The sequence below is a fragment of the Aminobacter sp. MDW-2 genome (genome assembly GCF_014250155.1).
GTDB lineage: Bacteria > Pseudomonadota > Alphaproteobacteria > Rhizobiales > Rhizobiaceae > Aminobacter > Aminobacter ciceronei.
Genome location: NZ_CP060198.1, coordinates 302456 through 324710, shown reverse-complemented (window position 1 = coordinate 324710; position 22255 = coordinate 302456). Strand labels below are relative to the sequence as shown.

Below are 22255 nucleotides of genomic sequence, written 5' to 3'. Positions count from 1 at the left end.
AAGAAGCTTGCCTACCCGACCAATCGGGTGGGCTGCCTGGTAAAGGCCCCACCCAAAATGACGGTTAGGCTAATAGTCCTAGCTCGCGCGCGACAGAAATGGCTGAGGTGCGCGAATGGACATTGAGCTTGGAGAAGACATTTCGGACGTGAAACTTCACCGTGTTTTCGCTGACGTCCATGTGCCGGGCTATCTCCTTGTTGGAGAAGCCGCCGCATATCAATGACACGACCTTCAGTTCTTGCTGGGTCAGCGTATGCGGTGCGCTTGCGGAATCGGGCGCCGTTTCGGATGTGCCTTGTCCGGGAGCGGACGCATCTGCCGGTGCAAATATCTGGCCGACGCGCCGGGCGATCAGGCTGTCAGGGCCGGCCTCCTGCGCGCGGCGCCGCAGCAAGGCGAGCATTTCGGGACCCTCTTCGAAGAAGGCCGCGCGGTAGGTTGCGCTGGGCAGCGTCAGCAGGATTTCGTCAAGCACCGAAGCTGCTCGCTCTGCCTTGCCGGCCTTCATGCCGGCCAGCACCGCCAGCAGGCGCATCCGGAGCATTCGAGGCACGCTGAAGGGACGCTCCTGCGCCACCTCCAGGCGTTGCAGCATGTCGAGCGCGCGTTCTGTCTGTCCTTCCTGTATCCAGACGCGAACCCACAGCGTTGCCGGCACTTCGCCGCGCAGCCGGAATGAAAGCCGGTTGCGCTCGACGTCGAACGCCGATTCCGGGCCGAGATCGAAACGGTCGGCAAAACGCTTGGCGCCCTGAATGTCGCCGAAATGGATGATCGCACGCATTTGCTCGCGTGCGACCAGCCTTTGCAGGCGAGGAAAACCACGGCGCTGTGCGGTGCGCCTTGCCTGTTCCAGCACGGCGTCGACGCCGTCGAAATCGTTGCGGACCGTCCGTGCGCGAATGCGGGACAGATAGGCTGCTGCCAGGAGGTCGAACCAGCAGTCGTTCTTTTCCAGATGTGGCAACGACCATTCCAGGATGCGCTCGGCGCCATCATGCAGGCCACGCTCCGACAGGGTCTCGGCCAGCAGGACCTGGGCGATCGCGTCGAGGTCGCAACCCTTGCCGATGGCGTTTTGCGCGTCGCTGGCCAGGCGCTCGTAGGCCGCGCTCGCGCCTTCCATGTCGCCGCGAAAGAACTGTGCCTGCCCCACATGGGCGTAGAGGTGCATCGCTCCAAAATGCGCTCCCGCCTGGGTAAAGTACTGGATCGCCAGGTTGCCGTGGCGCTCGGCACGCTCGAATTCGCTGCGTTCCAGGTATTGGAAGCACAGCAGGTTATAGGTCAGCGCACGCTGTACCGGTTCCGTCAGCTCGAGCAGCGTCAGGTCGCGCTCGAGTAGTGACAGGTCGAGGGCTTCGATGCGGTCGTCCCGGTACAGCGCCATGAGTGCGCCGATCAGGCGAATTTCGTTGACAAGGACATTGTCGGTGCGGTCGATTTTCCGACTGACAAGCTCAAAATAATGAGTTGCCAGCGTCAGGTTGCCGCCTTTGGCGGCCGCGACGGCCAGCCCGAGAAAGCTGCGTGGGAACTTGGCGGCTTCCGGCTCCGGCAACACCGCTGCCAGTGCGTGAAACTGCTGCAGCAATCCGCGAGCACCGGCATAGACCTGCCGCCACCCCCCGGCATTTTCGGAAAGTTCCCCGGCAAGGCCGAAGTCTTCGGCATGCAAGGCGTGGCGAATGGCATTGGCCCAGTCACGGCGAGCCGCATACCAGTGTGCGGCAGTGCGCCTGATCTGGTTGATATCGAGCCCGCGCAAGAGGGCTTCATGCATCAGGTATTCCTGGAATACCTGATGCAGCTTGAACTGCTTGTGTCCATCGTCCAACGCCTCGATCGGCAGGCCGCCGACGGCGATGTCGGAGGTCAGTTCGGCGGCGGCCGATGGACTGACAACTGCGCTCGCCAACTCGGCACTGAAATAGGGCAGGGCAGCGACGCGGACTAGCGCCGATTGCATGGCGACCGAAAGCGAAGAAAAAACCTGTTCGGACAGATAGCGCGCCATGTCGAGCTGAGTGCCGCTGAATTCCAGCAGGTCGCTATCGGTCACGGCTCCGTCGCGCAAAAGCACGCGAGCCAGCTGCAGTGCCACGGCCCAGCCCTCTGTCTTGTGGACCAGTGCCTCGACCTGCGCTTTGTCGAGCTTGACCCCGGCCATGGCCAGCAGGTTTTGGGCCTCTCCGGCCGAGAAACGCAGGTCGGCTGCCTTCAGATAGGTGAGTTGACCATTCAGCTGCATGGCCGAAATCGCCAGTCTCGGCTCCGATCTCGAGATGATCAGCAGTCTGAGGTTTCGCGCCTGTGGCGAAAACAGCAGCCGCGCCAGCGTCGCATCGTTTTCCTCGCTCTGGGCGAAATGATAGTCGTCGAGGAACAGGTAGAGCGGACGGCGCAGTCGTTGCAGCTGGGTCAGGATGACCCCCAGAACATGCTGCTGCGACAGGCTGGAATAATCCTGAGCAGCCGCTGGGAAAATGTGGGCCGAAGTGAGAACTCCGAGCAGTCCGAGCAGGAAATGGGTGCCGTCGCGATCGTCGCCATCGAGCGCTGCCCAGGCCGCCTGATGGCCTCGTTTGCGTAGATCCTTGTAGCGCTGGTTCATCAGGGAGGACTTGCCGAAACCGGCCGGCGCAACGACCAGTGTAAGGCGCCGGTCACCGGCATCGTCTAGCAGCCGCAGCGCGCGAACGCGCCTGACCTGCGCCATGCGCGCATCGGCGCCGCCTTCAGAGAAGTGTTCGGGCGACAACGCCACCATTCCTGCCAGCATCCAGCATCAACCAACGTTGCCGTTATGATGCGTAGCGGCAAGAATGTACACCTTATGGCGTCAAAGCCGTGAGGTGCTGATTGGCGATGGCGGCGTTGACAAAGCCTCTAGGAGGGCAAAGCTCGTTGCGGCGCTGACAAGTCCGCAAGAAAGCTGCGTCAGCGCCAGTGTTCGCGACAGATGTCGGCGGCGGGGGCTGGCAATCAGTCCGGGCACCTGATCGGGCCTTCGTAGACCGGCAAAACGGCGAACACCCATCCTTGCATGCGGCCGCCGGTGGCTGCACCGGCGGCCGCATTTCAGGCTACCACGGCAAAGAGAAGGTCTTGACGTTGGTGAAGCTCTTCATCGCTTCGATGACGCCTTCCTTGTAGCCATTGCCCGAGTCCTTGATCCCGCCAAAGGGCGACATCTCGATGCGATATCCCGGGACCTCCCAGATATTCACCGTGCCGACCTGCAGGCCGGCGATGTATTTCTGCATGCGGCGGAAATCGTTGGTGCAGACGCCTGACGAAAGGCCAAAGGCGGTGGAGTTGGACAGTGCGATCAGCTCGTCGTCATTGTCAGGCGCGCGCACGATCGGGATGATCGGCCCGAAGGTCTCTTCCATGACCAGTTCCGACCTGTGCGGCACGCGGTCGACGACGATCGGCGGCAACAGCGCGCCCTTGCGGCCGGGGTCGTAGAGCACTTCAGCGCCCTGTTCGGCGGCCATGTAGACCCGGCTTTCGAAGAGTGCGGCGGCCTTCTCGTGCACAACTGTGCCGAGATCGGTCGAGCGGTCCATCGGATCGCCGAACCTGATCTTCTTCGCCCGCTCGAGCACCATCGGCACGAAGCGGTCGGCGACGCTTTCCTGGCACAGGATGCGCTTCACCGCCGTGCAGCGCTGGCCCGAGTTCTTGGTGGCACCTGCCACGGCGAGATCGGCTGCCTTGGCGAGATCGTCGTCCGACAGGTCGTTGAGGATGATCAGCGGGTCGTTGCCGCCGAGTTCCAGCACCTGGCGCTTGTAGCCGGCGGTGCGGGAGATCAGCTTGCCGACGGGCACGCCGCCGGTGAAGGTGATCAGCTCGATGTTGTCATTGGTGATCATCTCGGCGCCGATGTCGGCGGGCATGCCGGTCACGACAGACAGCATCTCAGGCGGCAGGCCGGCCTCGTAGAGGATGTCGGCGAGGATCAGCGCCGTCATCGGCGTGAGTTCCGTCGGCTTGACGACGACGCAGTTGTTGGTGGCAATAGCCGGTGCCACCTTGTGTGCCACCATGTTGAGCGGGTGGTTGAAGGGGGTGATCGCCGAGATCGCCCGCAGCGGCTCGCGGGTGGTGAAGATTTTCCGCGCTTTTCCATGGGGGGTGAGATCGCAGGAAAAGATCTGGCCGTCATCCTGGATGCACATCTGCGCCGACAGCGTGAACACGTCATAGGCGCGGCCGACCTCATAGAGGGAGTCGGCCTTGGAGATGCCGAGCTCCAGCGTGATGATGTCGGAGATCTCTTCCTTGCGTGTGGCAAGCGCTTCGGCCGTGCGGAACAGGATCTGCTGACGCTCGTAGCGCGTCAGCTTCGACTTGTAGTTGGCCGCGATTTCAAAGGCCTGGCGGGCGTGCTCGGCGCGGCCCGCGGGTACCGTGCCGATGACGGCATCGGTGTAGGGATAGTGGACGTTGACGACGCCGTCGGCATCGACCTTGCGTCCGGCGATGCGCATCGGCTCGTGGCGCACCTTGAACGTCGTTTCAGCCTTGACCATGGTTGGTCCTCCCTCAGGCCTGTGCTGCGGCAAGCGCGGCATAATAGAACGCATCGAAGTTGCGCAGAACCGGCTCGTTGGGCAGCGTCTCAAGCTTGCGGTTGACGATGAACGGCACTGCCTGCTCGGTCAGGCCGCCATGCGATCGCAGCGGCTCGTTGAGGGCTGCGAGGTCGTGGCGGTGTTCGCTGGTGCCGATGGTCTTGTTTTCGGTGGACACCAGAACGATGTCGCCGATGCGGTCGGATGGCAGTTCGAAGCGTTCGCAGGCGGCGGCGTTGTCGATGACCACGTCGATGCCTTCGATGGCGGCGAGGCGCTTCATGATGCCGGCCTGGTCAGCACCCTCGGGCAGGTAGGCGGTGGCAAACGAGCCGAGCGCGCCGTGATGGACGACATAAGGATCGGTGATCGGCAGGATGACGCGCGCTGCGTCCTTGCCGAGCCACTCGTCGAGCAGGTCCTGGACATAGACCACGTCAGGGGTGCCGTCGGTCTTGTGCTTGGGCTTCATGCCATGGTCGGCGGTGATGACGATGGCAGCACCAAGGGCGTCGAGTTCGCCGAGATACTTGTCGAACATCTCGTAGAAGGCGTTGGCCTGTGGCACGCCGGGTGCATATTTGTGCTGCACATAGTCGGTCGTTGTCAGGTACATCACGTCAGGCTTGAATTCCTTCAGCAGCTTGACGCCGGCGGCAAAGACGAACTCCGACAGTTCCGCCGAATAGACCTCAGGCACCGGCTTGCCGAGCCAGGCCGACGCATTGTCGATGCCGTGTTCGGCCTTTGTCGAGACATCGGACTTCTCAGACGAGAAGCAGATGGCGCGGCCGTCGTCGAACTTCAGGCCGCTGCCGAGAAGCGCCCGCAGCTTGTCCTTGGCGGTGACCACGGCGACGCGGGCGCCGGCATCGTAGAAGGCCTGGAAGACGGTCGGCGCGCGCAGGAAGCGCGGGTCGTTCATCATCACTTCCTTGCCGGTCTCGCGCTCGTAGAGGTAGTTGCCGCAGATGCCGTGGACTGCCGGCGGACGGCCGGTGGCGATCGACAGGTTGTTGGGGTTGGTAAAGCTCGGAATGACGCTGTGGGCGGTACGCTCGGTGCCGTTGGCGCGGATCTTCACCAGGTTCGGCATCAGGCCCGCCTTGATCGCTTCGTCGAGATAGGCCGGCTCGCAGCCGTCGAGGCAGATGGCAATCGCCGGCACGCGCGGCCACTCATAGGTGCGGCCGTTGGCGCTGACGTTGATCGTGGTCATCTTGTTCATAGGGAGGGGTCCTTTGTGATCTTCTTGTTATCAGGCGGCGAGCTTGGCGCGCTCGGCGATGGCGGCTGCGGGGGGAGCAGCGGTGTCGACGCCCATCTGACGCAGGGACTGGCCGGCGGCCTCGACGACCTTGCGCATGACATGCTCGTCCATCCGCCCGATGCAGCCGACGCGGAAGCTGTCCACCACGGTCAGCTTGCCCGGATAGATGATGAAGCCCTTTTCCTTCATCAGCTCGTAGAAGCGGTCGAAGGCAAAGTCCGGATGGGCGGGGCAGAAGAAGGTGACGATGATCGGCGAGAGCCAGCGGTCCTTGAGCAGCGTCTCGAAGCCGAGCTCGCGCATGCCAGCCACCATGACGTCGCGATTCCTGGTGTAGCGGGCGCCGCGGCCGGCGACACCGCCTTCGGCCTCGTGTTGGCGCAGCGCCTCGAGGAAGGCAGCAACCACATGCGTCGGCGGAGTGTAGCGCCACTGGCCGGTCTTGTTCATGTGCGCCCACTGGGCATGCACGTCGAGGCTGAGCGAGTGGCTGCGGCCCTTTGCGGCTTCGAGCTCACTCTTGCGTGCGATGATGAAGCCGAAGCCGGGTACGCCCTCGATGCATTTGTTGGCGGAAGACACCATGGCCTCGTAGCGCACGTCGCCGACTTCGAGCGGGATGGCACCAAAGGCGCTCATCGAGTCGACCAGGAACTTGCGGCCCTTGGCGTAGACGGTTTCGGAGATCTCGGCGACCGGGTTGAGGATGCCGGAGCTGGTCTCGCAGTGGACCAGGATGACGTGGGTGATGGCAGGGTCGGCGTCGAGGGCTGCAGCCACCTCATCACCGCGCGGCGGCATGTAGTCGCCCTTGTCGATGGCGACGTGGTCGCGGCCGAGATAGCCGAGGGTCTGGACGATGCGCTGGCCGTAGGCGCCATTGACCAGCACCAGCGCCTTGCCGTCACGCGGCACGAACGAGCCGAGCATCGCCTCGACGGCGAAGCTGCCCGAGCCTTGCATCGGTACGCAGTCGAATTCGTTGTTGGTATCGCCGAGCATGGCGAGCAGCCGCTGACGCATCTCTGATGTCATCGCCCGGAAGTCGCCGTCCCATGAACCCCAGTCGCGCAGCATCGCTTGCTTGACGGCATAGGAGGTGGTCAACGGCCCGGGGGTGAGCAAATAGGGCTCACCCAATGCCGGAGCAGGGAGGGGGGCCGGAGCAGGGAAGGGGGCCTGAGCCGCAAGCTTATGTTCGGACAGCATTTTCGTCTCCTCGCCGTCATCCTGAGATTGCCTATGGCTCACCTTGGAATCCCCTGATCCATATGTACAATCGCTATTTCGTATCCAATGATAAGTCTGGGTGATGATGTTTGGATGACACGGGCAAATTCGCTCAGGCCGTCTTGGCCAGCCGGCTTTCCAAGAGGTCGCCGCTCTGGGTCAGGATCGGGTAGGCGACGGATACCAGCAGCGAGTTGAATTCCTTCAGCGCCCGCACCGCTTCGAGATGGATGTCGCTGGTCTCGATGCTCTGCACCGTACCCGATTGCAGGCGCTTCAGGTGGCGTTCATGGCTGTCGCGCTCCAGCTTGCGCATGCGTTCCTTCTCGACCACCAGCTGGCGCGCAGCTTCGAGGTCGCCCGAGACAAGCACGTTCATGGCGATCTGCATGTTGGCGAGCACCCGGTCATGCAGGGCCGTCAGCTCCGACCAGCCCTCCCTGGAGAAGCTCAGCCTCTTGTCGCTCTTCTCCTCGGCCAGCACCAGAAGGTTCTTGGCGATGATGTCGCCGGCATGTTCGAGGTTGATGGCGAGGTCCGTCAGTTCGATGCCGCGCCGCGCCTCGTCCTGGCTCATCGTGCCGCGATTGACCTCGGCGATATAGAGCTTGATGTCGGTGTGGGCGCGGTTGACCTCCTCGTCGAGCCGGCGCAACTGCGCCACGCGTGCCTTGTCGCCGCTTTCGAACAGCTCCATGACAGGCCGCAGCATGATCTCCACCGTTTCGGCCATGCGCAGCACCTCGCGGGTGGCGCTCGCCAGCGCTACGCCAGGCATCTTGATGACGGTGCGGTCGAGCGCGCTCTTGCGCCGCGACATCAGGTCGAATGTTTCTTCGCCTGCCGGCGCGTCAGGCAGGATCAACTGCGCGAGTCGTTCCATTGTCGCGGTGAAGGGCAGGCAGACGACCAGCAAAGCAAGGTTGAAAGCGAGATGCAAATTGACCACCTGCCGGGCGGCCGACTCGCCGAACCAGGATATCGGCAGGGTAGCCGCCTGCAAGCCAACCAGAATTGCGACCGCTGCCGTTGCTCGGAAGATCAGGTTGCCCAGCGGGATGCGTCTGGAATCGATTGCCTGGCCACGGGTCAAGCCGACGGCGACGAGCCCGGCGCCGAGATTGACGCCGAGGATCATCGGCAGCGCCACCTCTGCCGGCAGCACGCCTTGGGCTGCCATCGACATGAACAAGAGCACCGAGGCGACACTGGAGTGGATCAGCCAGGTGAACAGGGCAGCTGCGCCGAAGGCCGTCACCGGATCGCCGCGCAGATAGTCGATCGCCATCGGCAGCAAGGCGCTGTGACGCATCGGTGCGGTCGCTTCGCCGACCATACGCAGCGAGATCAGGATGAAGGCGATGCCGAGTAGCGTGCGCCCGGTCTGCTTGACGATCCGGGCCTCGACCTTGAGGAACATTGTGGCGCCGGCGAACAGCAGCAACGGCACCAGCCAGCTGAGGTCGAAAGACAGCGCCTGCACCACCAGCGCAGAGCCGACATCGGCGCCCAGCATGACGGCAAGCCCGCCGGAGACGGTCATCACGCCGGTTGCAGCGAAACCCGCGGCGAGCACTGCAACGGCCGTCGCACTCTGCAACATGACGGCAAGCACGGTGCCGGCAGCTGCCGCACGCACCCGGCCTTTGGTGGCGCCACGCAGCGCCTCGCGCAACAATACGCCATGGGCGCGCTCGACGCCGGTGCGCACCATGCGCACGGCCCACAGCAGAAGCATGATGGCGCCTGCCAGCTGCAGCAGGATATACAGAAGATGCATGGTGCCGTGCCTCCCAACGCGCGGCGCGCAAGGGTGGCGCCTGCCCTATCCTCGGCATGTCAGGCCATAAATCAAATCGTTAGTTTCGATGTTTCTATCGCTCCAGTTTATTGCTAGTCTGCTCTGATATCAGGGATCAGACATGCGCTACGTGCAGCTCAGGGCTTTCCACTATGTCGCGGTGTGCGGCGGTTTTTCGCGCGCCGCCGAGATGCTGTTTCTCACCCAGCCGGCCATCTCCGACCAGGTGCGCAAGCTGGAGGAAGAGTATGACGTGCTCCTGTTCAACCGTCACAAGAAGCAGGTGACGCCGACGGCGTCGGGCCTGCAACTGCTCGAAATCACGCGGCGCATGTTCGACACGGAACAGCAGGCACTCGAGCTCTTGTCGGAATCCCGCGCGCTGCGCTCAGGCACGCTGCGCATCGTCGCGGACGCCGCCCACCATCTGCTGCACATTCTCGGCCAATTCCGCCAGAAGTATCCCGGTATCCAGGTCTCGGTCCGCGCTGGCAATACCGAAACGGTCATTTCCAGCCTCTACAGCTACGAAGCCGATATCGGCGTGCTCGGCGAAATTCCGACCGGCCGCGATTTCGAGATCGTCAAGCTCAATTCGACGCCGATCATAGCATTCGTCTCGACCGATCATCCGCTGGCGACAGCCAAGTCGCTGTCGCTGCACGAACTGTCCTTGCTGCCGCTGGTGATGCGCGAACGCGGCTCGAAAACCCGCGCCAAGCTGGAGGACCTCGCTTCGAAGGAGGGTTACGAATTCAAGCCGGCGATCGAGGCGGAAGGCCGCGAGGCGGTGCGCGAGATCGTCGCCTCGGGCGCCGGTGTCGGCTTCGTATCGGCGGCAGAGTTCGGACAGGACGTCCGACTGGTCCAGATCTCGATCGCTGCGCCCGAAATGCTGATGGACGAAGCACTAATCTGCCTCAAGGAGCGTAGCGGCGGCAAGCTGGTGCGGGTCTTCCTCGATATCGCTAGGTCGATGGCTGCGGGATGAGCATCGCTAGCGACCTGTGCTAGGCTGTCTTGCCCACCAGCCTGGGAGGCCTGCCCGTCTTGGAGATCATCGTCCTCTCGCTCCTGCTGCTCTCGCTGGCCTTTTCGCTCGGCTTTGTCCTCAACAGAAGCTCGACCTGCGCAGTGATCGCGATGACTGAGCTCCTGCAGGAGCGCAAGCCGGCGCGCTTCGTGGCATTCTTCGAGTGCACGCTCTGGGGCGCGCTCATCTACGCGGCCTGGCAAATGACGTCCGGACCGCAGGCGCATTGGTCGGCGTTGGCCTACACCGCAACCGGCGGCGTGATCTTCGGCGTCGGGGCTTTCGTGAACGGCGCCTGCGCTTTCGGCAGCGTCGGCCATCTTGGCAATGGCGATACCCAGTTCGGCTTCACATTCCTTGGCATGTATGCGGTCTCGACTGTAGCAAGCCTTGCAAATCTGTTGCCCGCAGTGATGACGTCGTCAATGTCTCTTCAGGTTGCCGCGCCAGTCACCCTGTCGATGCTGGTCGGTTTTGCCCTCCTCCGTTTTGTGATCCAGCGAAACAACGTCACGGCATATCTCAAGATGACATGCGCCATGCTGACCATTGGCGTGGCCTACGCCACGATCGTCTTGCTCAAACCTGGCTGGTCCATCGCGCTGTCGCATGCTCAATCGCTTCCATTGGCATCCATAGCCATTACCGTGGCAATGTTTGCCGGCAGCGTTGGCAGTCGCTGGTTGGAGAGAGGCCGCACCAGGATCAAATGGCCAAGCCTCCGCGGCGCGCTTCGCCGCCTCGTCGGAGGGACGCTGATGGGAAGCGGGGCAGTGCTTATCCCTGGTGGCAACGACACGCTGCTGTTGGTGGGGCTACCCATAGGCGCCCAGGAGGCGGCGCTTGCCTATCTGCTGTTTGCCATATCGGTTGCAGTTCTTGTTCGGACGATTGGCTCACCGGCCCGGGCATGGTCTTAGCGATCTGGCGGTTCCCGGGTTCAACACTTTGTAAAAATTTTCTCTGGTGTGAAACAAGATTTCATGTTAGGAATTATCTGACTTCGGATCAGATCGGCAATCGGCCGCCATCCGAACATTCGCAGACCCAAGCAACCCAACCATGTGCCGAAGCCTCCGGGCTTCGGGCAGGTCGCTATTGACTGGCGATGGCTATGAAAACGGCATCAACCTTCGTCCAGCTTTTGGCCCTGAGCGCATGCCTCGTTGCCCGGGTCCTTGGCGCGGGAGACATGCAGACGCCGGGTGTGCGCCGTGCCCTGCAGACCATGGCTGGAGCCGGACGTCAGACGATCACCGAATGCCTGACAGCGCAGGCCTGAGGCGGAACCGGAGGAGAATGCCTGCTAGCCGTCGACGGCGATCGCAGCGCCGGGAACATAGAGCAAGATCGGCCGTATTTCGTAAACCGCGGTCGGGTTGGCGGAACGCAGCTCGCGTGCCGCGGCCACCGCGCCGTCCATGCTGGGATAGTCCACCACGTAGAAACCGAGGAGCTGCTCCTTCGTCTCGGCGAACGGACCGTCGGTGACCAGTCCCAGTCCCTTTCCCCGAAGCGTGACCGCGCTTTCGGTCGGCCCGAGGCGCGCTGCCGGTCCCAGATGCTTTTCGCCGACGAGACGATCATTGACCTCAAGCAGTTCCTCCATAAGTGCGGCGTCTTCTTCCTCGGTCCAGGATTCGACAACGCCCTCGGCGTGATAGGCCAGGATGGCATACAGCATGGTTGTTCCTCTCTTCTTCCGCACCTTCCGATTGCGGACAAGCGAGCCATTGTTTGGCGCTGACTGCAAGTGTCAAAAGCTGCCCGGTCGCCGTCTTGGCAGGACGGCAGCCGATCACATGCGTATGCCTTCGAAAAGCTCGCGCTCGCGAGCCAATCCCTCGCCGACGACGTCGAAGAAGGCACGGACACGCGCCGTGCCCTTGAGGTCCTGATGGGTGACGATCCAGAGTTCGCCGGCGAGTTCTTCGATCGGCCGGGCCAGCGCGCGCACCAACCCCGGCTCGCCGTCGCCGAGATAACAAGGCAGGAGTGCCAGGCCGATGCCGGCCCGGGCCGCCACCGACTGGTTGACCAGGCTGTTGGTGCGGTAGACGAAACGTTCGGCCGGAACGTTGCGGTCCAGCCAGTCTGCGGCCGTGATGCCACCCGCCGTCTCCTCCCAGCCGACAAGGGCATGCGGTCCGAGCGCTGCTGTGTCGCGGATCGCGCCATCATGGGCGTCGAGATAAGCCGGCGAGGCAAAGAAGGTCCAGGCGACGCCGGCAAGCTTGCGGCCCCAGAGGTCGCCTTCCCTGGGCCGGATCGGCCTGAGCGCCACGTCGGCCTCGCGACGCGACAGGCTGAGAACACGGTTCTCGATGGCCAGTTCGACAACGATGCCGGGATGCACGGCGCGGAACCCGGCCAGATGCTTGGTCAGCCTGGAGTAGGCGAGCGTTTCCGACGAGGTGACGCGCAGCCGCCCGGACAGGCGGCCATCGGCGCCAGCGATGTCGCGTGCCAGCGCCAGCGCCTCGTCCTCCATGCGCTCGGCAGCCGCCGCCATGCGCTCGCCTGCCGGTGTCAGTTGGTAGATGCCGCCGGGCAGGCGCTCGAACACCCGCACCGCCAGCTTCTGTTCGAGCCCGTTGAGCCTGCGAAACACCGTCGAGTGGTCGATGCCGAGCAATGCTGCGGCTGAGGTGAGGCTGCCAGCACGGGCCACGGCGAGCACCAGCCTGAGTTCATTCCAGTCTTCCATGCAGATGTTCTAGCACTTCGTATCTTTGCAGTCATGCAAGCGTGGTTGGCAAAATGCCAATGAGCGTTGCCAGATCGCAAGCTCTAGATTGTCCCCTGAAGCAACGACCGTCAGGTCAGAACCCAAGAGGACAGACCATGAAACTCTACTATGCCACCGGGACCTGCTCGCTCTCGCCACACATCGTGGCGCTGGAGGCCGGCATTCCACTCGACATCGAGCGCGTCGACATCTTCAGGAAGCCGCATGTCACCGGCGCCGGAAATGACTTCACCACGGTGAACCCGAACGCCTATGTGCCGGTGCTCGAACTCGACGACGGCTCGCTCCTCACCGAGGGGGCAGCGATCGTGCAGTATCTTGCCGATCTTAAGCCGGAAATCGGGCTGGCACCGGCGGCCGGCACGCGCGAGCGTTACCAGTTGCAGTCTTGGCTCAACTTCGTAGCCACCGAACTGCACAAGATGTACAGCCCGTGGCTGTTCCACCCCGAATATGGCGTTCAGGCGCAGGAGGTGGCGCGCGGCAAGATCACCGAACGTCTGGCTTATGTCGAACGCCATCTGGAGCGCAGCGGCCTCTATCTGATGGGCGAGACCTTCACCGCCGCTGACGCCTATCTCTTCACCATTGTCGGCTGGTCCGCCTATGCCAAGGTCGACCTCTCCGCGTTCCCGCAACTGCGCGCCTACATGGATCGTGTCGGCGCGCGGCCCAAGGTGCGCGACGCGATGCGGGCCGAAGGCATGAAGCTCGCGGCCTGACCATGGGCCAGGGACTTGCCTGGGCGCTTCTGGTGGTGGCGGGCGTGCTCGACGTTGCCTGGGCGGTGTCGATGAAACATGCCGAAGGCTACACTCGGCCCGGTTGGACGGTGGTCTCGGTGCTTCTGCTGGCAGCCTTCGTCTATCTGCTTGGCAAGGTAATTCAGGTCCTGCCCGTCGGCACCGCCTATGCGGTGTGGACCGGTCTTGGCGCAGCCGGCACGGTCATTATGGGCGTCGTGTTGTTCGGCGAGACGCTTGGGCCGTTGAAGCTGGGTGGCGTCATTGTCGTGCTTGCCGGCATCGCCATGCTGAAGCTGGCGGAAGCCTGACGCAAAAGAAAAGCCCCTCCCGCGGCGGGAGGGGCAGTCGGGGGAGGGGTCTGGGAATGATCAGGCAGCTTCGTGCAGTTCCGTGCTGTCGGCCTTCACGCGCTCGGATTTGGGATCGTAGGGCGCCTTGAGATGAGCCGTTGCCGTGTAGCGTTCACCGGCAAGGTCGATCTCGAAGCGGCCGCTTTCGATGAAGTCCTTGTCGATGCCGGCCTCGTTGTGCAACAGGCCGAGCGCCACCGAGCGGCCGAGCGTGTGGCCGTAAGCAGCCGAGCGCACTTCGCCGACTGGTTTGCCGTCGCGCAGGATCAGTTCACCGCCCCAGAGCATGGGTGCCGCATCGTCCACCGTGAATTGTACGATGCGGCGGGTGAGCTTGCCCTTGGCCTTGGCGGCGACCAGCGCCTCCTTGCCGATGAAGCCGTCAGGCTTGTCCATCGACACGGCGAAGGCGAGGCCGGCCTCGTACGGGGTGATATCGGGCGTCAGCTCGCGGCTCCAGGCGCGGAAGCCCTTCTCGATACGCAGCGCTTCCAGCGCATAGTAGCCGCAGTCGGCAAGGCCATGCACGCGGCCCGCTTCGTGCAGCGCCTCATAGACGCCGATGGCGAATTCGGTCGGCACGATCAGCTCCCAGCCAAGCTCGCCGACATAGGTCATGCGGTTGGCGTAGGCGGTGGCATAGCCGATGTCGATCTCGCGGATGGTGGCAAAGGGGAAGCCGGTATTGGAAAGATCGGCCGAAGTCAGCTTGGTCAGGATGTCGCGCGAGCGTGGTCCCATCAGCGCCAGCACGGCATAAGACGAGGTGACGTCGGTCAGCGTTACATGCGCGTCCTCGGGGACGTTCTTTGAAATCCAGTCGGCATCGTGCACCGCCTGGGCCGAGCCGGTGACGAGCAAGAACTTGTCGCGGCCGAGACGCATCACGGTAAGATCGCTCTCATAGCCGCCGCGCTCGTTGAGCAGGCCGGTATAGATCGAGCGACCGATCTCGACGTCGATATCGGCTGCGCAGATGCGGTTGAGCACTCGCGCTGCGTCGCGGCCCTGCAGCAAAATCTTGGCAAACGAGGTCTGGTCGAAAATGCCTGATGCCTCGCGGGTGGCCTTCATCTCGCGCTTCACCGCCTCATGCCAGTTCTGCTTGCCGAAGGCGTATTGCGTCTCGGGCTTCTCACCTTGGTCGGCGAACCAGTTGGCGCGCTCCCAGCCCATCTTGGAGCCGAAGCAGGCGCCCTTCGCGGCGAGTCGGTCGTACAGCGCGGAGCGGCGGAAGGGACGGGCGGTGTCGAGCTCTCGGTTCGGCCAGGGCATGGCGTAGTGCAGGCCGAGCGTTTCCTTGACGCGGTCGTGCAGCCAGCGCGGATTGTTGTTGAAGCCGGCAAAGCGCCTGATATCGACCGGCCAAAGGTCCATGGTCGCTGCACCATTGACGATCCACTCGGCCAGCGCCCGGCCGGCGCCGCCGGCACTGGCGATGCCCATCGAATTGAAACCGGCGCCAACGTAGAAATTCTTCAGTTCCGGTGCCTCGCCGAGGATGAAGTTGTTGTCGGCGGTGAAGCTTTCGGGCCCGTTGTAGAATTTCTTGACCTCTGAGGTTTCCAGCTGCGGCACGCGGACAAGCGCGTTCTGCATCAGGATCTCGAACTGGTCCCAGTCGTCGGGCAGAAGCGCGAACTCGAAATCGTCGGGGATGCCCTTCATGCCCCACGGCTTGGCCTCGGGTTCGAAGCCGCCCATGACCAGGCCGCCGACCTCTTCCTTGAAATAGATGTAGCCGTCGGGGTCACGCAGCACCGGCAGGTCTGGATGCACACCCTCGATCTTGCCAGTGACGATGTACATGTGCTCTGCCGAATGCAGCGGTACGGTCACGCCGCACATCGCGCCAACCTTGCGCGCCCACTGTCCGGCGCAGTTGACCACGATTTCGGCTGCGATGTCTCCCTTGTCGGTGGAAACACCTGTCGCCCGGCCGTCTTTGGTCTGGATGCCGGTGACGCGGACACGCTCGATGACCCGCGCGCCGCGGTTGCGCGCGCCCTTGGCCAGCGACTGGGTCAGGTCGGTCGGGTTGGCCTTGCCGTCGCCCGGCAGCCAGACCGCGCCGACCAGATCGTCGATGGCCATCACCGGCCATTTCTCTTGCGCTTCCCTGGCCGAAATCACCTCGATGTCAACGCCCTGCGCGCGGGCCGAGGCGGCGGTGCGCTTCAGCACGGTCATGCGGTCGGCGCTGCGTGCCACCGACAGCGAACCGCAGTTTTTCCAGCCCGTCGCAAGCCCGGTCTCGGCCTCGAGTTCGCTGTAGAGCTGGGTCGAGTATTTGATCAGGCTGGTCATGTTGGCGTGGCTGCGCAGTTGCCCGACGAGGCCGGCGGCGTGCCAGGTGGTACCGCCACTCAGCTGGCCCTGCTCGAGCAGCACGACATCGGTCCAGCCGAGTTTTGTCAGGTGATAGGCGACCGAGCAGCCGATGATGCCACCGCCGATGATGACGACGCGTGCCTGCGTCGGGAATTGCTGCGCCATGATGGAAGAACCTCCCAAAGGTGATGCTTGTCACCATATCTTGATCGCAACAAAATGCAACACAAAATGCAACAAATAGCCACATTGGATCACGCGCCTGATGGCGACCTTGCGGCTGCGTGGCGCGGCTGGCAGAAATTTTCGCGGCGCTGTCGGAACGCGCCGCCGCCGAACGTCTTGAAGACGTAAAGCCGGCAGGGGCGATGAAGGAGAATGACATGAGAAAGATCGTGGTGGGTGCATTCATGAGCCTCGACGGCATCATGCAGGCGCCGGGGGGACCGGACGAGGATCCGATCGGCGGCTTCACATTTGGCGGCTGGGCCGCGCCCTATTTCGACGAGACCATGACCGAGGCGGTGGGTGGGATGTTCGCCAGGCCCTTCGACCTTCTGCTCGGGCGCAAGACCTGGGACATCTTCGCCGCGCACTGGCCTTATGTCGACGCCGACGACCCGATCGGCCCGCTGTTCGACCGCATCAACAAATATGTGGCGACACGCAACCCCGAGCTGAAGCTCGGCTGGCAGAACAGTCATTCGCTCGGCCCGGATGCGGTAGCTGCCGTGCGCAAGCTGAAGGCCGAAGACGGGCCCGACCTCCTCACCCAGGGTTCGACTGATTTCCTCAAGACCCTGCTCGCCAGCGACCTCGTCGACGAGCTCAACGTCTCGATCTTTCCGCTGGTGCTCGGCAAGGGCAAGCGCCTGTTCGGCGACGCGGCGCTGCCGTCGAAGCTGAAACTGGTGTCGTCCAAGGTTTCCGGCACCGGCGTGACCGTCAACAAATATGTCCGCGACGGCGACATCGTCACCGGTTCGTTCGAGTTCGAGACGCCGACCGAGGCGGAACTGGAGCGGCGGCGGAAGCTGACTTGACGTTCACGCAAAAGGCGGAGCGACGTGGCGCCGCGCTTCGCCATCTATTCCCCGACGATCACCTTCGGCCCCTTGCGCTCCAGCGCCTCGATCATCGCTGCGGGCGGAGGAGCGTCGACGATGACGCCGGCGGCGAGTTCGAAGCGCTGGATGCGCAGCGGCGTCAGCCGGCCAAACTTGGAGCTGTCGAGCACGAAATAGGCGCGGGCCGCGGTGGCTGCCATGCGCGAGCGCTGTTCGGCGCCGTTGCGGGTGAAGTCGGTGATCTCGCCGTCGGGCGACAACGCGCCCCCACCGAGAAAGGCGACGTCGATGCGGAAGCGGCCGATGGCTTCGAGCGCGTCGACGCCGACGGCAGCCTCCTCCGACGGGTCGATCTCGCCGCCCAGCATGTGCACGCGCACATGCGGCTGGCGGCACATGTGCAAAGCGATCGTCAGGCTGGTGGTGCAGATGGTCAGGTTCTGTTTGCCTGTCAGCGCATGGGCCACGGCGAGCGTGGTCGTGCCGGAATCGAGGAACACCACCATGCCGTCCTCGACCAGCGCTGCGGCAGCCCTGCCGATTGCCGCCTTGCCGCCGGCATTCTCCTGACTGCGCAGGGTCAGGGCCGGCTCGGTCGCCTCGAACAGGGTTGCGCCGCCATGGACGAGGTCGAGCTGGCCGCGCTCGGCCAGGAACTTCATGTCGCGCCTGATGGTCTCGCGCGACACGTCGAAGAAGGCGGCGAGCTCGGTGATGCCGACCGATCCGTCGGTGGCCAGCCGCCTCAGGATCTCATCGTGGCGGCGCGGCGCGAGCGCCCTGTGGTTCTGCGAGTCGGACATGCACTCTATGTGGCGGCATTGCTCCTGTTATGGCAAGCAGATGTTGCAATGTGTGGCATGTGGAGTGTGGCGCCACATCAGAACGCCGCATATGTCTCTTCGGACGCGCGGCGCTCTGGCTAGTCGTGGGCGCAGCGCTCGACGACCGTCGCCCGGCTGCGGCGGCCGAAGGCCTTGACCTCGATTTCCTTGAGGTCCACCTCCTCACCCTTGAGAATCCACTGGTTCCTTGCCACGCCGCAGAAAGCCAGGTCACCGAAGGTGACGGCTTTCCGTGACTGGCTGTTGAGCGTGACTGCGCCCGTGGCAGCTGTCGGGCAGTGAACCAGGACTGCCTGGAGTGACGCTGCCAAGAATCGCAATGTTGCATTTTGTGCTATTTTGCGCCAATTTGTGCATCGACGGTTTTGGTCTGGGAAAAGTCGAACTCCTGCCTTGCCGCATGCGCCGGGAGGGCCACATGAACGCGCCAAGCAAGCACACGGACTTCGATGTGGCAGCCCGCTGGCCGGGCGTGGGTTTCCAGCGTCCGGTGCCGCGATCCCAGGTGGCGCAGGCATCTTCCGCGTTCTCCATCCTGCTCTTGCAGGGCTTTTCCCAGCTCTGCCTGTCGTCACTGGTCGAACCGTTGCGGCTCGCGAATTCCCTCGCCGGTGCCGAGCTGTTCCGCTGGAAGCTCGTCAGCCTCGACGGCCGCTCGGTGGCGAGCGCCAGCGGCATTTCGGTTGAGGTTTCCGGCAGCTTCGCCGAGGCGGCCAGGGCGCTGCCGTTCGAGCCGCAGGCGGCATTGGCGATCTGCGCCGGGGAAGGTGTGGAACGGCGCGGCTCGCAGGAACTGCGCGCCTGCCTGCGCCGTGTCGGCCGCGCCCAAATCCCGATCTATGCCTTGGGCACCGCAACCTGGCTGCTGGCCGATGCCGGACTGCTGGGCGACATCAGATGCACCATCCACTGGGGCAAGATGGCGGCGCTGTCCGAGACCTTTTACGACCTCGCCATCGACGATGCGCTGTTCGTGCGTGATGGCCAGATCATCACCTGCGCCGGTGAGTTGGCGGCCTTCGACCTCGCCATCGACATCGTGCAGGAGCGCTGCGGCACCGAGCTGGCGCGCAGCATCTGCCAACACGTCACAGCCGACCGCTGGCGTGATGGCGCGGCCTGCCAGTCGGTGCCACCCGGCCTGCGCTACGGCAACACCGGCAAGAAGCTGTTGCGCATCATCCAGCTTATGGAAAAGTACATCGAAGAGCCGCTGTCGCTCGAGGAGATCTCGGAGCGGGTTTCGCTGTCGCGCCGCCAGATCGAACGGCTGTTCGAACGCCATCTCGCGACAACGCCGTGGCAGCATTATCTCGGCCTGCGGCTTGCCAAGGCGCGCCAGCTGATCGAGCTGACGGCGATGCCGATCATGGACGTCGCGGTTGCCTGCGGCTTCGTTTCGTCATCGCATTTCTCGAAAAGTTTTCGCGATCACTTCAAGGTCCTGCCGAGCAAACTGCGGGCGGCGGCAGCCTAGCCGTCCCGATCCAAGCCTCGACCGATCTTCTGGTCCGCGACAATCAGATTAATCAGGGTTCCTGATAAATAATCCAGAAATTGCTATTTGTCGATCAATCCCCAGCATTGCTAAGACTCTTTCACTGCATGAGGGGCGTGCGGTTGGCGGCAAGACAACCTGTGGGTAGCGCATGTTTCCCACGACCAGTTTTCATCACCTGAAAATTCTCAATCTCGCTGACGCGAGCGCTGCCAGCATGCCTCTGACGTGTTCGAAACAAGCGACCGGCGCTGGAAAGTTGGCGGACCATGAGCGAACCATCTGTCGAACTGCTCGAAGGGCGGAGCTTCGATGTCCTCATCGTCGGTGCCGGTGCCAATGGTTCGGCAACGGCGGAAGCGTTGGCGAGGGCCGGCTATCTGGTCTTGCTCGTTGACAAGTCGGATTTTGGCAGCGGCACCACCAGTCGCTCTAGCCGCATGCTGCACTGTGGCTTCCGATCGCTCGAAGGCGCTGCTGGCAAGTCCTTGTGGCAGCATCTGACCCAGTTGCCGGACCGGCTGAAGCTGTTGAAGAGTGCCCGCGAACAGCTTGCCGCACGTGCCGATTTCGCTTCGGTGATGCCTGCGCGGGTACGGCCGGTGACTATCGCCATGCCACTCTTTCGCGGCAGCGTCGGCGGGTGGCAGATAGACATGGCGGCGGTGCTGCTGTCACTGCTCGGAACGGGTGGCTTCCCGCTCGATTACAGGCGGCTGAAGGCCCATGAACTCGCGGACCTGCCGTTTGCCGATTGGCTGCGCCAGCGCCAAGACTTCACCGGTGCCGTGACCTTTTGTGATTATGTTTTCGACTGGCCGGAACGCATCTGCGTCGACCAGGCGATGGCGGCGGAACAACTGGGCGCCTGCGTTCGCAACTACACCGCCGTCGAAACCATGTTCCAGTCTTCAGACGGTGGCTGGACAGTGGCCCTGCGCGACGAGATTGACGGCACCAAGGCAACTGTTGCAGTCCGGTTCGTTCTCAATCTTGCCGGACCCTGGATCGACAAAGTCACGCAAACGGCATCTTCGACCGCCCCCCAGCGTATCGCGGCGAGCAAGGGTGTGCAGATCGCCGTTGCGCTGCCCGAACGCTTCCAGGACCACGGTTTGGTGGCGGCGACAGACAAGGGGGCATTTGTCTGCATCCCTAGCCAGGGGCTGCACCTGATCGGTGCAACCAACAGCAAATTCACCGGCGATCCCTCGGATGCCGTAGCGACTGAAGACGAAATTGAGAATCTGCTCGCGCGTACGAATGCGCTGTTGCCCGGCGCGGGCCTGGGCAGGGCCGATGTGCGCTATGCCATTGCGGGTGTCCGGCCGGGCAGCAGGGGTTCGCCCGGGCGAGTCATTCATGACCACGCGGCCGACGGCCTGCCCGGGCTTGTTTCGGTGACAGGCGGAACAGTCGCGACCTCGCGTCAGACCGCCCAATCCTTACGGAGGCTGGTTGCCAGGCGCTTCAAGGCATCTCGCCCGGCTAAAGGTGAGCGCCTCGACCTGCTTGATCCGAAACGTGGCGCTGCCGACGCCCCAAGATTTGCCGTGGAACATGCCAGAACCATCGCTGACGTGGTTTTCCGTCGTGGTGGGGAAGCGTGGACAACCCATTTCGACGCGCAAATGCTTCAGGCCACTGCCGATGCGCTCGGCCGCAGCAATGGCTGGGATCCGGCACGCACAGACCAGGCCATAGCCGCATTTCGTGCCGAACTGGACGAATACTACCGACGCGACCTCGGGTCGGCCCCCTCCGAACCATCTGAAATCAGCAGGAGTACAGCATGCCCTTCGTAAGAATAGAACTCTTTCCCGGCCGCACGCGTGATCAGAAGGCTGCCGCCGCCAAGGCGGTGACCGAGGCCTTGGTTAACACGCTCGGAACGGGGCCCCAGTCCGTCTATATCACCTTCTGGGAGATGCAGCGCGAGGACTGCGCGGTGGGCGGGTTTCTGAAGGACGAGCCTGCCGCGGCGTCGAAGGGGCCATAATCGGAAGAACAGAAAGCGCCGGCAGTGGCCGGCGTTTTTCTTGAGGGGGAAAGAATGACCGAAGAGATGCGTGGTTGGGGGTTCAGGGTGCTGCAGCGCCGGCACAAGGTGGATGACGCAACGGTTGCGTTGTTCCGGAAGCTTCCGGTGGCAATCGTCAGCGATTGCATGTCGCGCATGGCAGCCGGCGGCAGCGGCATCAGGCCCATGCATGCCGGCGGCGGCTTCGCCGGTCCGGCGCTGACCGTGAAGACGCGACCGGGCGACAACCTCATGGTGCACAAGGCCATCGATCTTGCCGAGCCGGGTGACGTGCTGGTCGTCGACGCCGGCGGCGACCTGACCAACGCCATCATCGGCGAGATGATGGCAGCTCATGCAGCAAACCGGGGTGTCACCGGCATCATCATCAATGGCGCCATCCGCGACAGCAAGGCGATTGGCGAGGCCAGCTTTCCCATCCATGCGGCAGGCGTGACACACCGCGGGCCCTATCGCAACGGCCCGGGCGAGATCAACGTCGAGGTTTCCATCGACGGCATGGTCGTTTGTCCGGGCGATCTCGTCATCGGCGACGATGACGGCATCCTCGCAGTACCGCATCGTGACGCCATCGCCATCCATGCCTTGGCAGCGGCAAAGAAGGCCGATGAGGATGCGGTCATGGCGAAAATATTGGCGGGAACGAACGATCGTTCCTGGGTCGACGCGGAACTGGCATGCACGGCTTGCCGCTTCGAATAGACAAGG

At 63.4% G+C, this 22255-nt stretch carries 20 protein-coding genes; 10 read left to right on the top strand and 10 right to left on the bottom strand.

Annotation, left to right across the window (positions count from 1 at the left end; all coding sequences use genetic code 11):
* Positions 1 to 64: 64 nt before the first annotated feature.
* The 5 genes from H5P29_RS30165 to H5P29_RS30145 all read right to left on the bottom strand — a co-directional run bounded on the left by H5P29_RS30165 (position 65) and on the right by H5P29_RS30145 (position 8866).
* Positions 65 to 2764 (bottom strand): LuxR C-terminal-related transcriptional regulator, encoded by a 2700-nt coding sequence (locus H5P29_RS30165; RefSeq protein WP_185910434.1) that lies wholly within the window; start codon positions 2762 to 2764, stop codon positions 65 to 67.
* Positions 2765 to 3089: 325 nt separating this feature from the next.
* The gene (phnY, locus tag H5P29_RS30160; protein ID WP_067968025.1) at positions 3090 to 4544 is read right to left on the bottom strand and encodes a phosphonoacetaldehyde dehydrogenase; all 1455 of its coding nucleotides are present in this window, start codon (positions 4542 to 4544) and stop codon (positions 3090 to 3092) included.
* A 13-nt stretch (positions 4545 to 4557) separates the two neighbouring features.
* Positions 4558 to 5814: a phosphonoacetate hydrolase gene (gene phnA, locus H5P29_RS30155; RefSeq protein WP_067968028.1), complete on the bottom strand. Its 1257-nt coding sequence runs from the start codon at positions 5812 to 5814 to the stop codon at positions 4558 to 4560.
* Positions 5815 to 5844: 30 nt separating this feature from the next.
* Complete coding sequence (locus tag H5P29_RS30150; protein WP_067968033.1) at positions 5845 to 7065, bottom strand: 2-aminoethylphosphonate--pyruvate transaminase; 1221 nt, start codon at positions 7063 to 7065, stop codon at positions 5845 to 5847.
* Positions 7066 to 7198: 133 nt separating this feature from the next.
* Positions 7199 to 8866: a Na/Pi cotransporter family protein gene (locus H5P29_RS30145; RefSeq protein WP_067968036.1), complete on the bottom strand. Its 1668-nt coding sequence runs from the start codon at positions 8864 to 8866 to the stop codon at positions 7199 to 7201.
* Positions 8867 to 9008: 142 nt separating this feature from the next.
* Between H5P29_RS30145 and H5P29_RS30140 the strand changes: the two genes are divergently transcribed.
* The 3 genes from H5P29_RS30140 to H5P29_RS30130 all read left to right on the top strand — a co-directional run bounded on the left by H5P29_RS30140 (position 9009) and on the right by H5P29_RS30130 (position 11202).
* Complete coding sequence (locus H5P29_RS30140) at positions 9009 to 9878, top strand: LysR substrate-binding domain-containing protein (RefSeq protein ID WP_154384354.1); 870 nt, start codon at positions 9009 to 9011, stop codon at positions 9876 to 9878.
* Positions 9879 to 9937: 59 nt separating this feature from the next.
* Positions 9938 to 10840, top strand: a complete 903-nt coding sequence (locus H5P29_RS30135) for a YeeE/YedE thiosulfate transporter family protein (protein ID WP_154384355.1) — start codon at positions 9938 to 9940, stop codon at positions 10838 to 10840.
* A 194-nt stretch (positions 10841 to 11034) separates the two neighbouring features.
* Complete coding sequence (locus H5P29_RS30130) at positions 11035 to 11202, top strand: hypothetical protein (protein WP_185910433.1); 168 nt, start codon at positions 11035 to 11037, stop codon at positions 11200 to 11202.
* Between the two features lie 24 nt (positions 11203 to 11226).
* Here H5P29_RS30130 and H5P29_RS30125 read toward each other — a convergent pair whose 3' ends face one another.
* Together H5P29_RS30125 and H5P29_RS30120 are read right to left on the bottom strand one after the other, a co-directional pair.
* A complete protein-coding gene (locus H5P29_RS30125) occupies positions 11227 to 11604 on the bottom strand; it encodes a YciI family protein (RefSeq protein ID WP_154384356.1) in 378 nt (125 codons plus the stop codon).
* A 114-nt stretch (positions 11605 to 11718) separates the two neighbouring features.
* A complete protein-coding gene (locus H5P29_RS30120) occupies positions 11719 to 12627 on the bottom strand; it encodes a LysR family transcriptional regulator (RefSeq protein WP_067968047.1) in 909 nt (302 codons plus the stop codon).
* 137 nt (positions 12628 to 12764) lie between these two features.
* Here H5P29_RS30120 and gstA point away from each other — a divergent pair, with 137 nt between their 5' ends.
* Both gstA and H5P29_RS30110 read left to right on the top strand, forming a co-directional pair.
* On the top strand, positions 12765 to 13391 hold the full coding sequence (gene gstA, locus H5P29_RS30115; protein ID WP_154384357.1) for a glutathione transferase GstA: 627 nt from the start codon (positions 12765 to 12767) through the stop codon (positions 13389 to 13391).
* Positions 13392 to 13393: 2 nt separating this feature from the next.
* Positions 13394 to 13723 carry a multidrug efflux SMR transporter gene (locus tag H5P29_RS30110; protein ID WP_067968053.1) on the top strand — a complete coding sequence of 110 codons (330 nt, stop codon included), beginning with the start codon at positions 13394 to 13396 and terminating at the stop codon, positions 13721 to 13723.
* A gap of 60 nt (positions 13724 to 13783) precedes the next feature.
* Here H5P29_RS30110 and H5P29_RS30105 read toward each other — a convergent pair whose 3' ends face one another.
* On the bottom strand, positions 13784 to 16261 hold the full coding sequence (locus H5P29_RS30105; protein WP_154384358.1) for an FAD-dependent oxidoreductase: 2478 nt from the start codon (positions 16259 to 16261) through the stop codon (positions 13784 to 13786).
* 218 nt (positions 16262 to 16479) lie between these two features.
* Here H5P29_RS30105 and H5P29_RS30100 point away from each other — a divergent pair, with 218 nt between their 5' ends.
* Positions 16480 to 17139 carry a dihydrofolate reductase family protein gene (locus tag H5P29_RS30100; RefSeq protein WP_067968508.1) on the top strand — a complete coding sequence of 220 codons (660 nt, stop codon included), beginning with the start codon at positions 16480 to 16482 and terminating at the stop codon, positions 17137 to 17139.
* Positions 17140 to 17183: 44 nt separating this feature from the next.
* Here the strand turns inward: H5P29_RS30100 and H5P29_RS30095 are convergent, their stop codons facing one another.
* Entirely contained in the window at positions 17184 to 17966 is a 783-nt protein-coding gene (locus H5P29_RS30095; protein ID WP_067968058.1) for a DeoR/GlpR family DNA-binding transcription regulator, read from the bottom strand.
* A 119-nt stretch (positions 17967 to 18085) separates the two neighbouring features.
* Positions 18086 to 18319, bottom strand: coding sequence for a hypothetical protein (locus H5P29_RS30090; protein ID WP_067968060.1), 234 nt, complete (start codon positions 18317 to 18319; stop codon positions 18086 to 18088).
* A gap of 107 nt (positions 18320 to 18426) precedes the next feature.
* Between H5P29_RS30090 and H5P29_RS30085 the strand changes: the two genes are divergently transcribed.
* The 4 genes from H5P29_RS30085 to H5P29_RS30070 all read left to right on the top strand — a co-directional run bounded on the left by H5P29_RS30085 (position 18427) and on the right by H5P29_RS30070 (position 22249).
* Complete coding sequence (locus H5P29_RS30085) at positions 18427 to 19485, top strand: GlxA family transcriptional regulator (protein WP_185910432.1); 1059 nt, start codon at positions 18427 to 18429, stop codon at positions 19483 to 19485.
* Positions 19486 to 19775: 290 nt separating this feature from the next.
* Entirely contained in the window at positions 19776 to 21311 is a 1536-nt protein-coding gene (locus H5P29_RS30080; RefSeq protein ID WP_154384360.1) for an FAD-dependent oxidoreductase, read from the top strand.
* Positions 21299 to 21505, top strand: coding sequence for a tautomerase family protein (locus H5P29_RS30075; protein ID WP_067968066.1), 207 nt, complete (start codon positions 21299 to 21301; stop codon positions 21503 to 21505). Before H5P29_RS30080 ends, H5P29_RS30075 begins: the two co-directional genes overlap by 13 nt.
* A gap of 54 nt (positions 21506 to 21559) precedes the next feature.
* On the top strand, positions 21560 to 22249 hold the full coding sequence (locus tag H5P29_RS30070) for an RraA family protein (protein WP_246340892.1): 690 nt from the start codon (positions 21560 to 21562) through the stop codon (positions 22247 to 22249).
* The last annotated feature ends 6 nt before the right edge of the window (positions 22250 to 22255 follow it).

Bases quoted from the DNA above. Each gene is read 5' to 3' on its own strand.
- phnY (WP_067968025.1), bottom strand. From the start codon at position 4,544: ATGGTCAAGGCTGAAACGACGTTCAAGGTGCGCCACGAGCCGATGCGC.
- phnA (WP_067968028.1), bottom strand. From the start codon at position 5,814: ATGAACAAGATGACCACGATCAACGTCAGCGCCAACGGCCGCACCTAT.
- H5P29_RS30150 (WP_067968033.1), bottom strand. From the start codon at position 7,065: ATGCTGTCCGAACATAAGCTTGCGGCTCAGGCCCCCTTCCCTGCTCCG.
- H5P29_RS30145 (WP_067968036.1), bottom strand. From the start codon at position 8,866: ATGCATCTTCTGTATATCCTGCTGCAGCTGGCAGGCGCCATCATGCTT.
- H5P29_RS30140 (WP_154384354.1), top strand. From the start codon at position 9,009: ATGCGCTACGTGCAGCTCAGGGCTTTCCACTATGTCGCGGTGTGCGGC.
- H5P29_RS30130 (WP_185910433.1), top strand. From the start codon at position 11,035: ATGAAAACGGCATCAACCTTCGTCCAGCTTTTGGCCCTGAGCGCATGC.
- H5P29_RS30125 (WP_154384356.1), bottom strand. From the start codon at position 11,604: ATGCTGTATGCCATCCTGGCCTATCACGCCGAGGGCGTTGTCGAATCC.
- H5P29_RS30120 (WP_067968047.1), bottom strand. From the start codon at position 12,627: ATGGAAGACTGGAATGAACTCAGGCTGGTGCTCGCCGTGGCCCGTGCT.
- gstA (WP_154384357.1), top strand. From the start codon at position 12,765: ATGAAACTCTACTATGCCACCGGGACCTGCTCGCTCTCGCCACACATC.
- H5P29_RS30110 (WP_067968053.1), top strand. From the start codon at position 13,394: ATGGGCCAGGGACTTGCCTGGGCGCTTCTGGTGGTGGCGGGCGTGCTC.
- H5P29_RS30105 (WP_154384358.1), bottom strand. From the start codon at position 16,261: ATGGCGCAGCAATTCCCGACGCAGGCACGCGTCGTCATCATCGGCGGT.
- H5P29_RS30100 (WP_067968508.1), top strand. From the start codon at position 16,480: ATGAGAAAGATCGTGGTGGGTGCATTCATGAGCCTCGACGGCATCATG.
- H5P29_RS30095 (WP_067968058.1), bottom strand. From the start codon at position 17,966: ATGTCCGACTCGCAGAACCACAGGGCGCTCGCGCCGCGCCGCCACGAT.
- H5P29_RS30085 (WP_185910432.1), top strand. From the start codon at position 18,427: ATGAACGCGCCAAGCAAGCACACGGACTTCGATGTGGCAGCCCGCTGG.
- H5P29_RS30080 (WP_154384360.1), top strand. From the start codon at position 19,776: ATGAGCGAACCATCTGTCGAACTGCTCGAAGGGCGGAGCTTCGATGTC.
- H5P29_RS30075 (WP_067968066.1), top strand. From the start codon at position 21,299: ATGCCCTTCGTAAGAATAGAACTCTTTCCCGGCCGCACGCGTGATCAG.
- H5P29_RS30070 (WP_246340892.1), top strand. From the start codon at position 21,560: ATGACCGAAGAGATGCGTGGTTGGGGGTTCAGGGTGCTGCAGCGCCGG.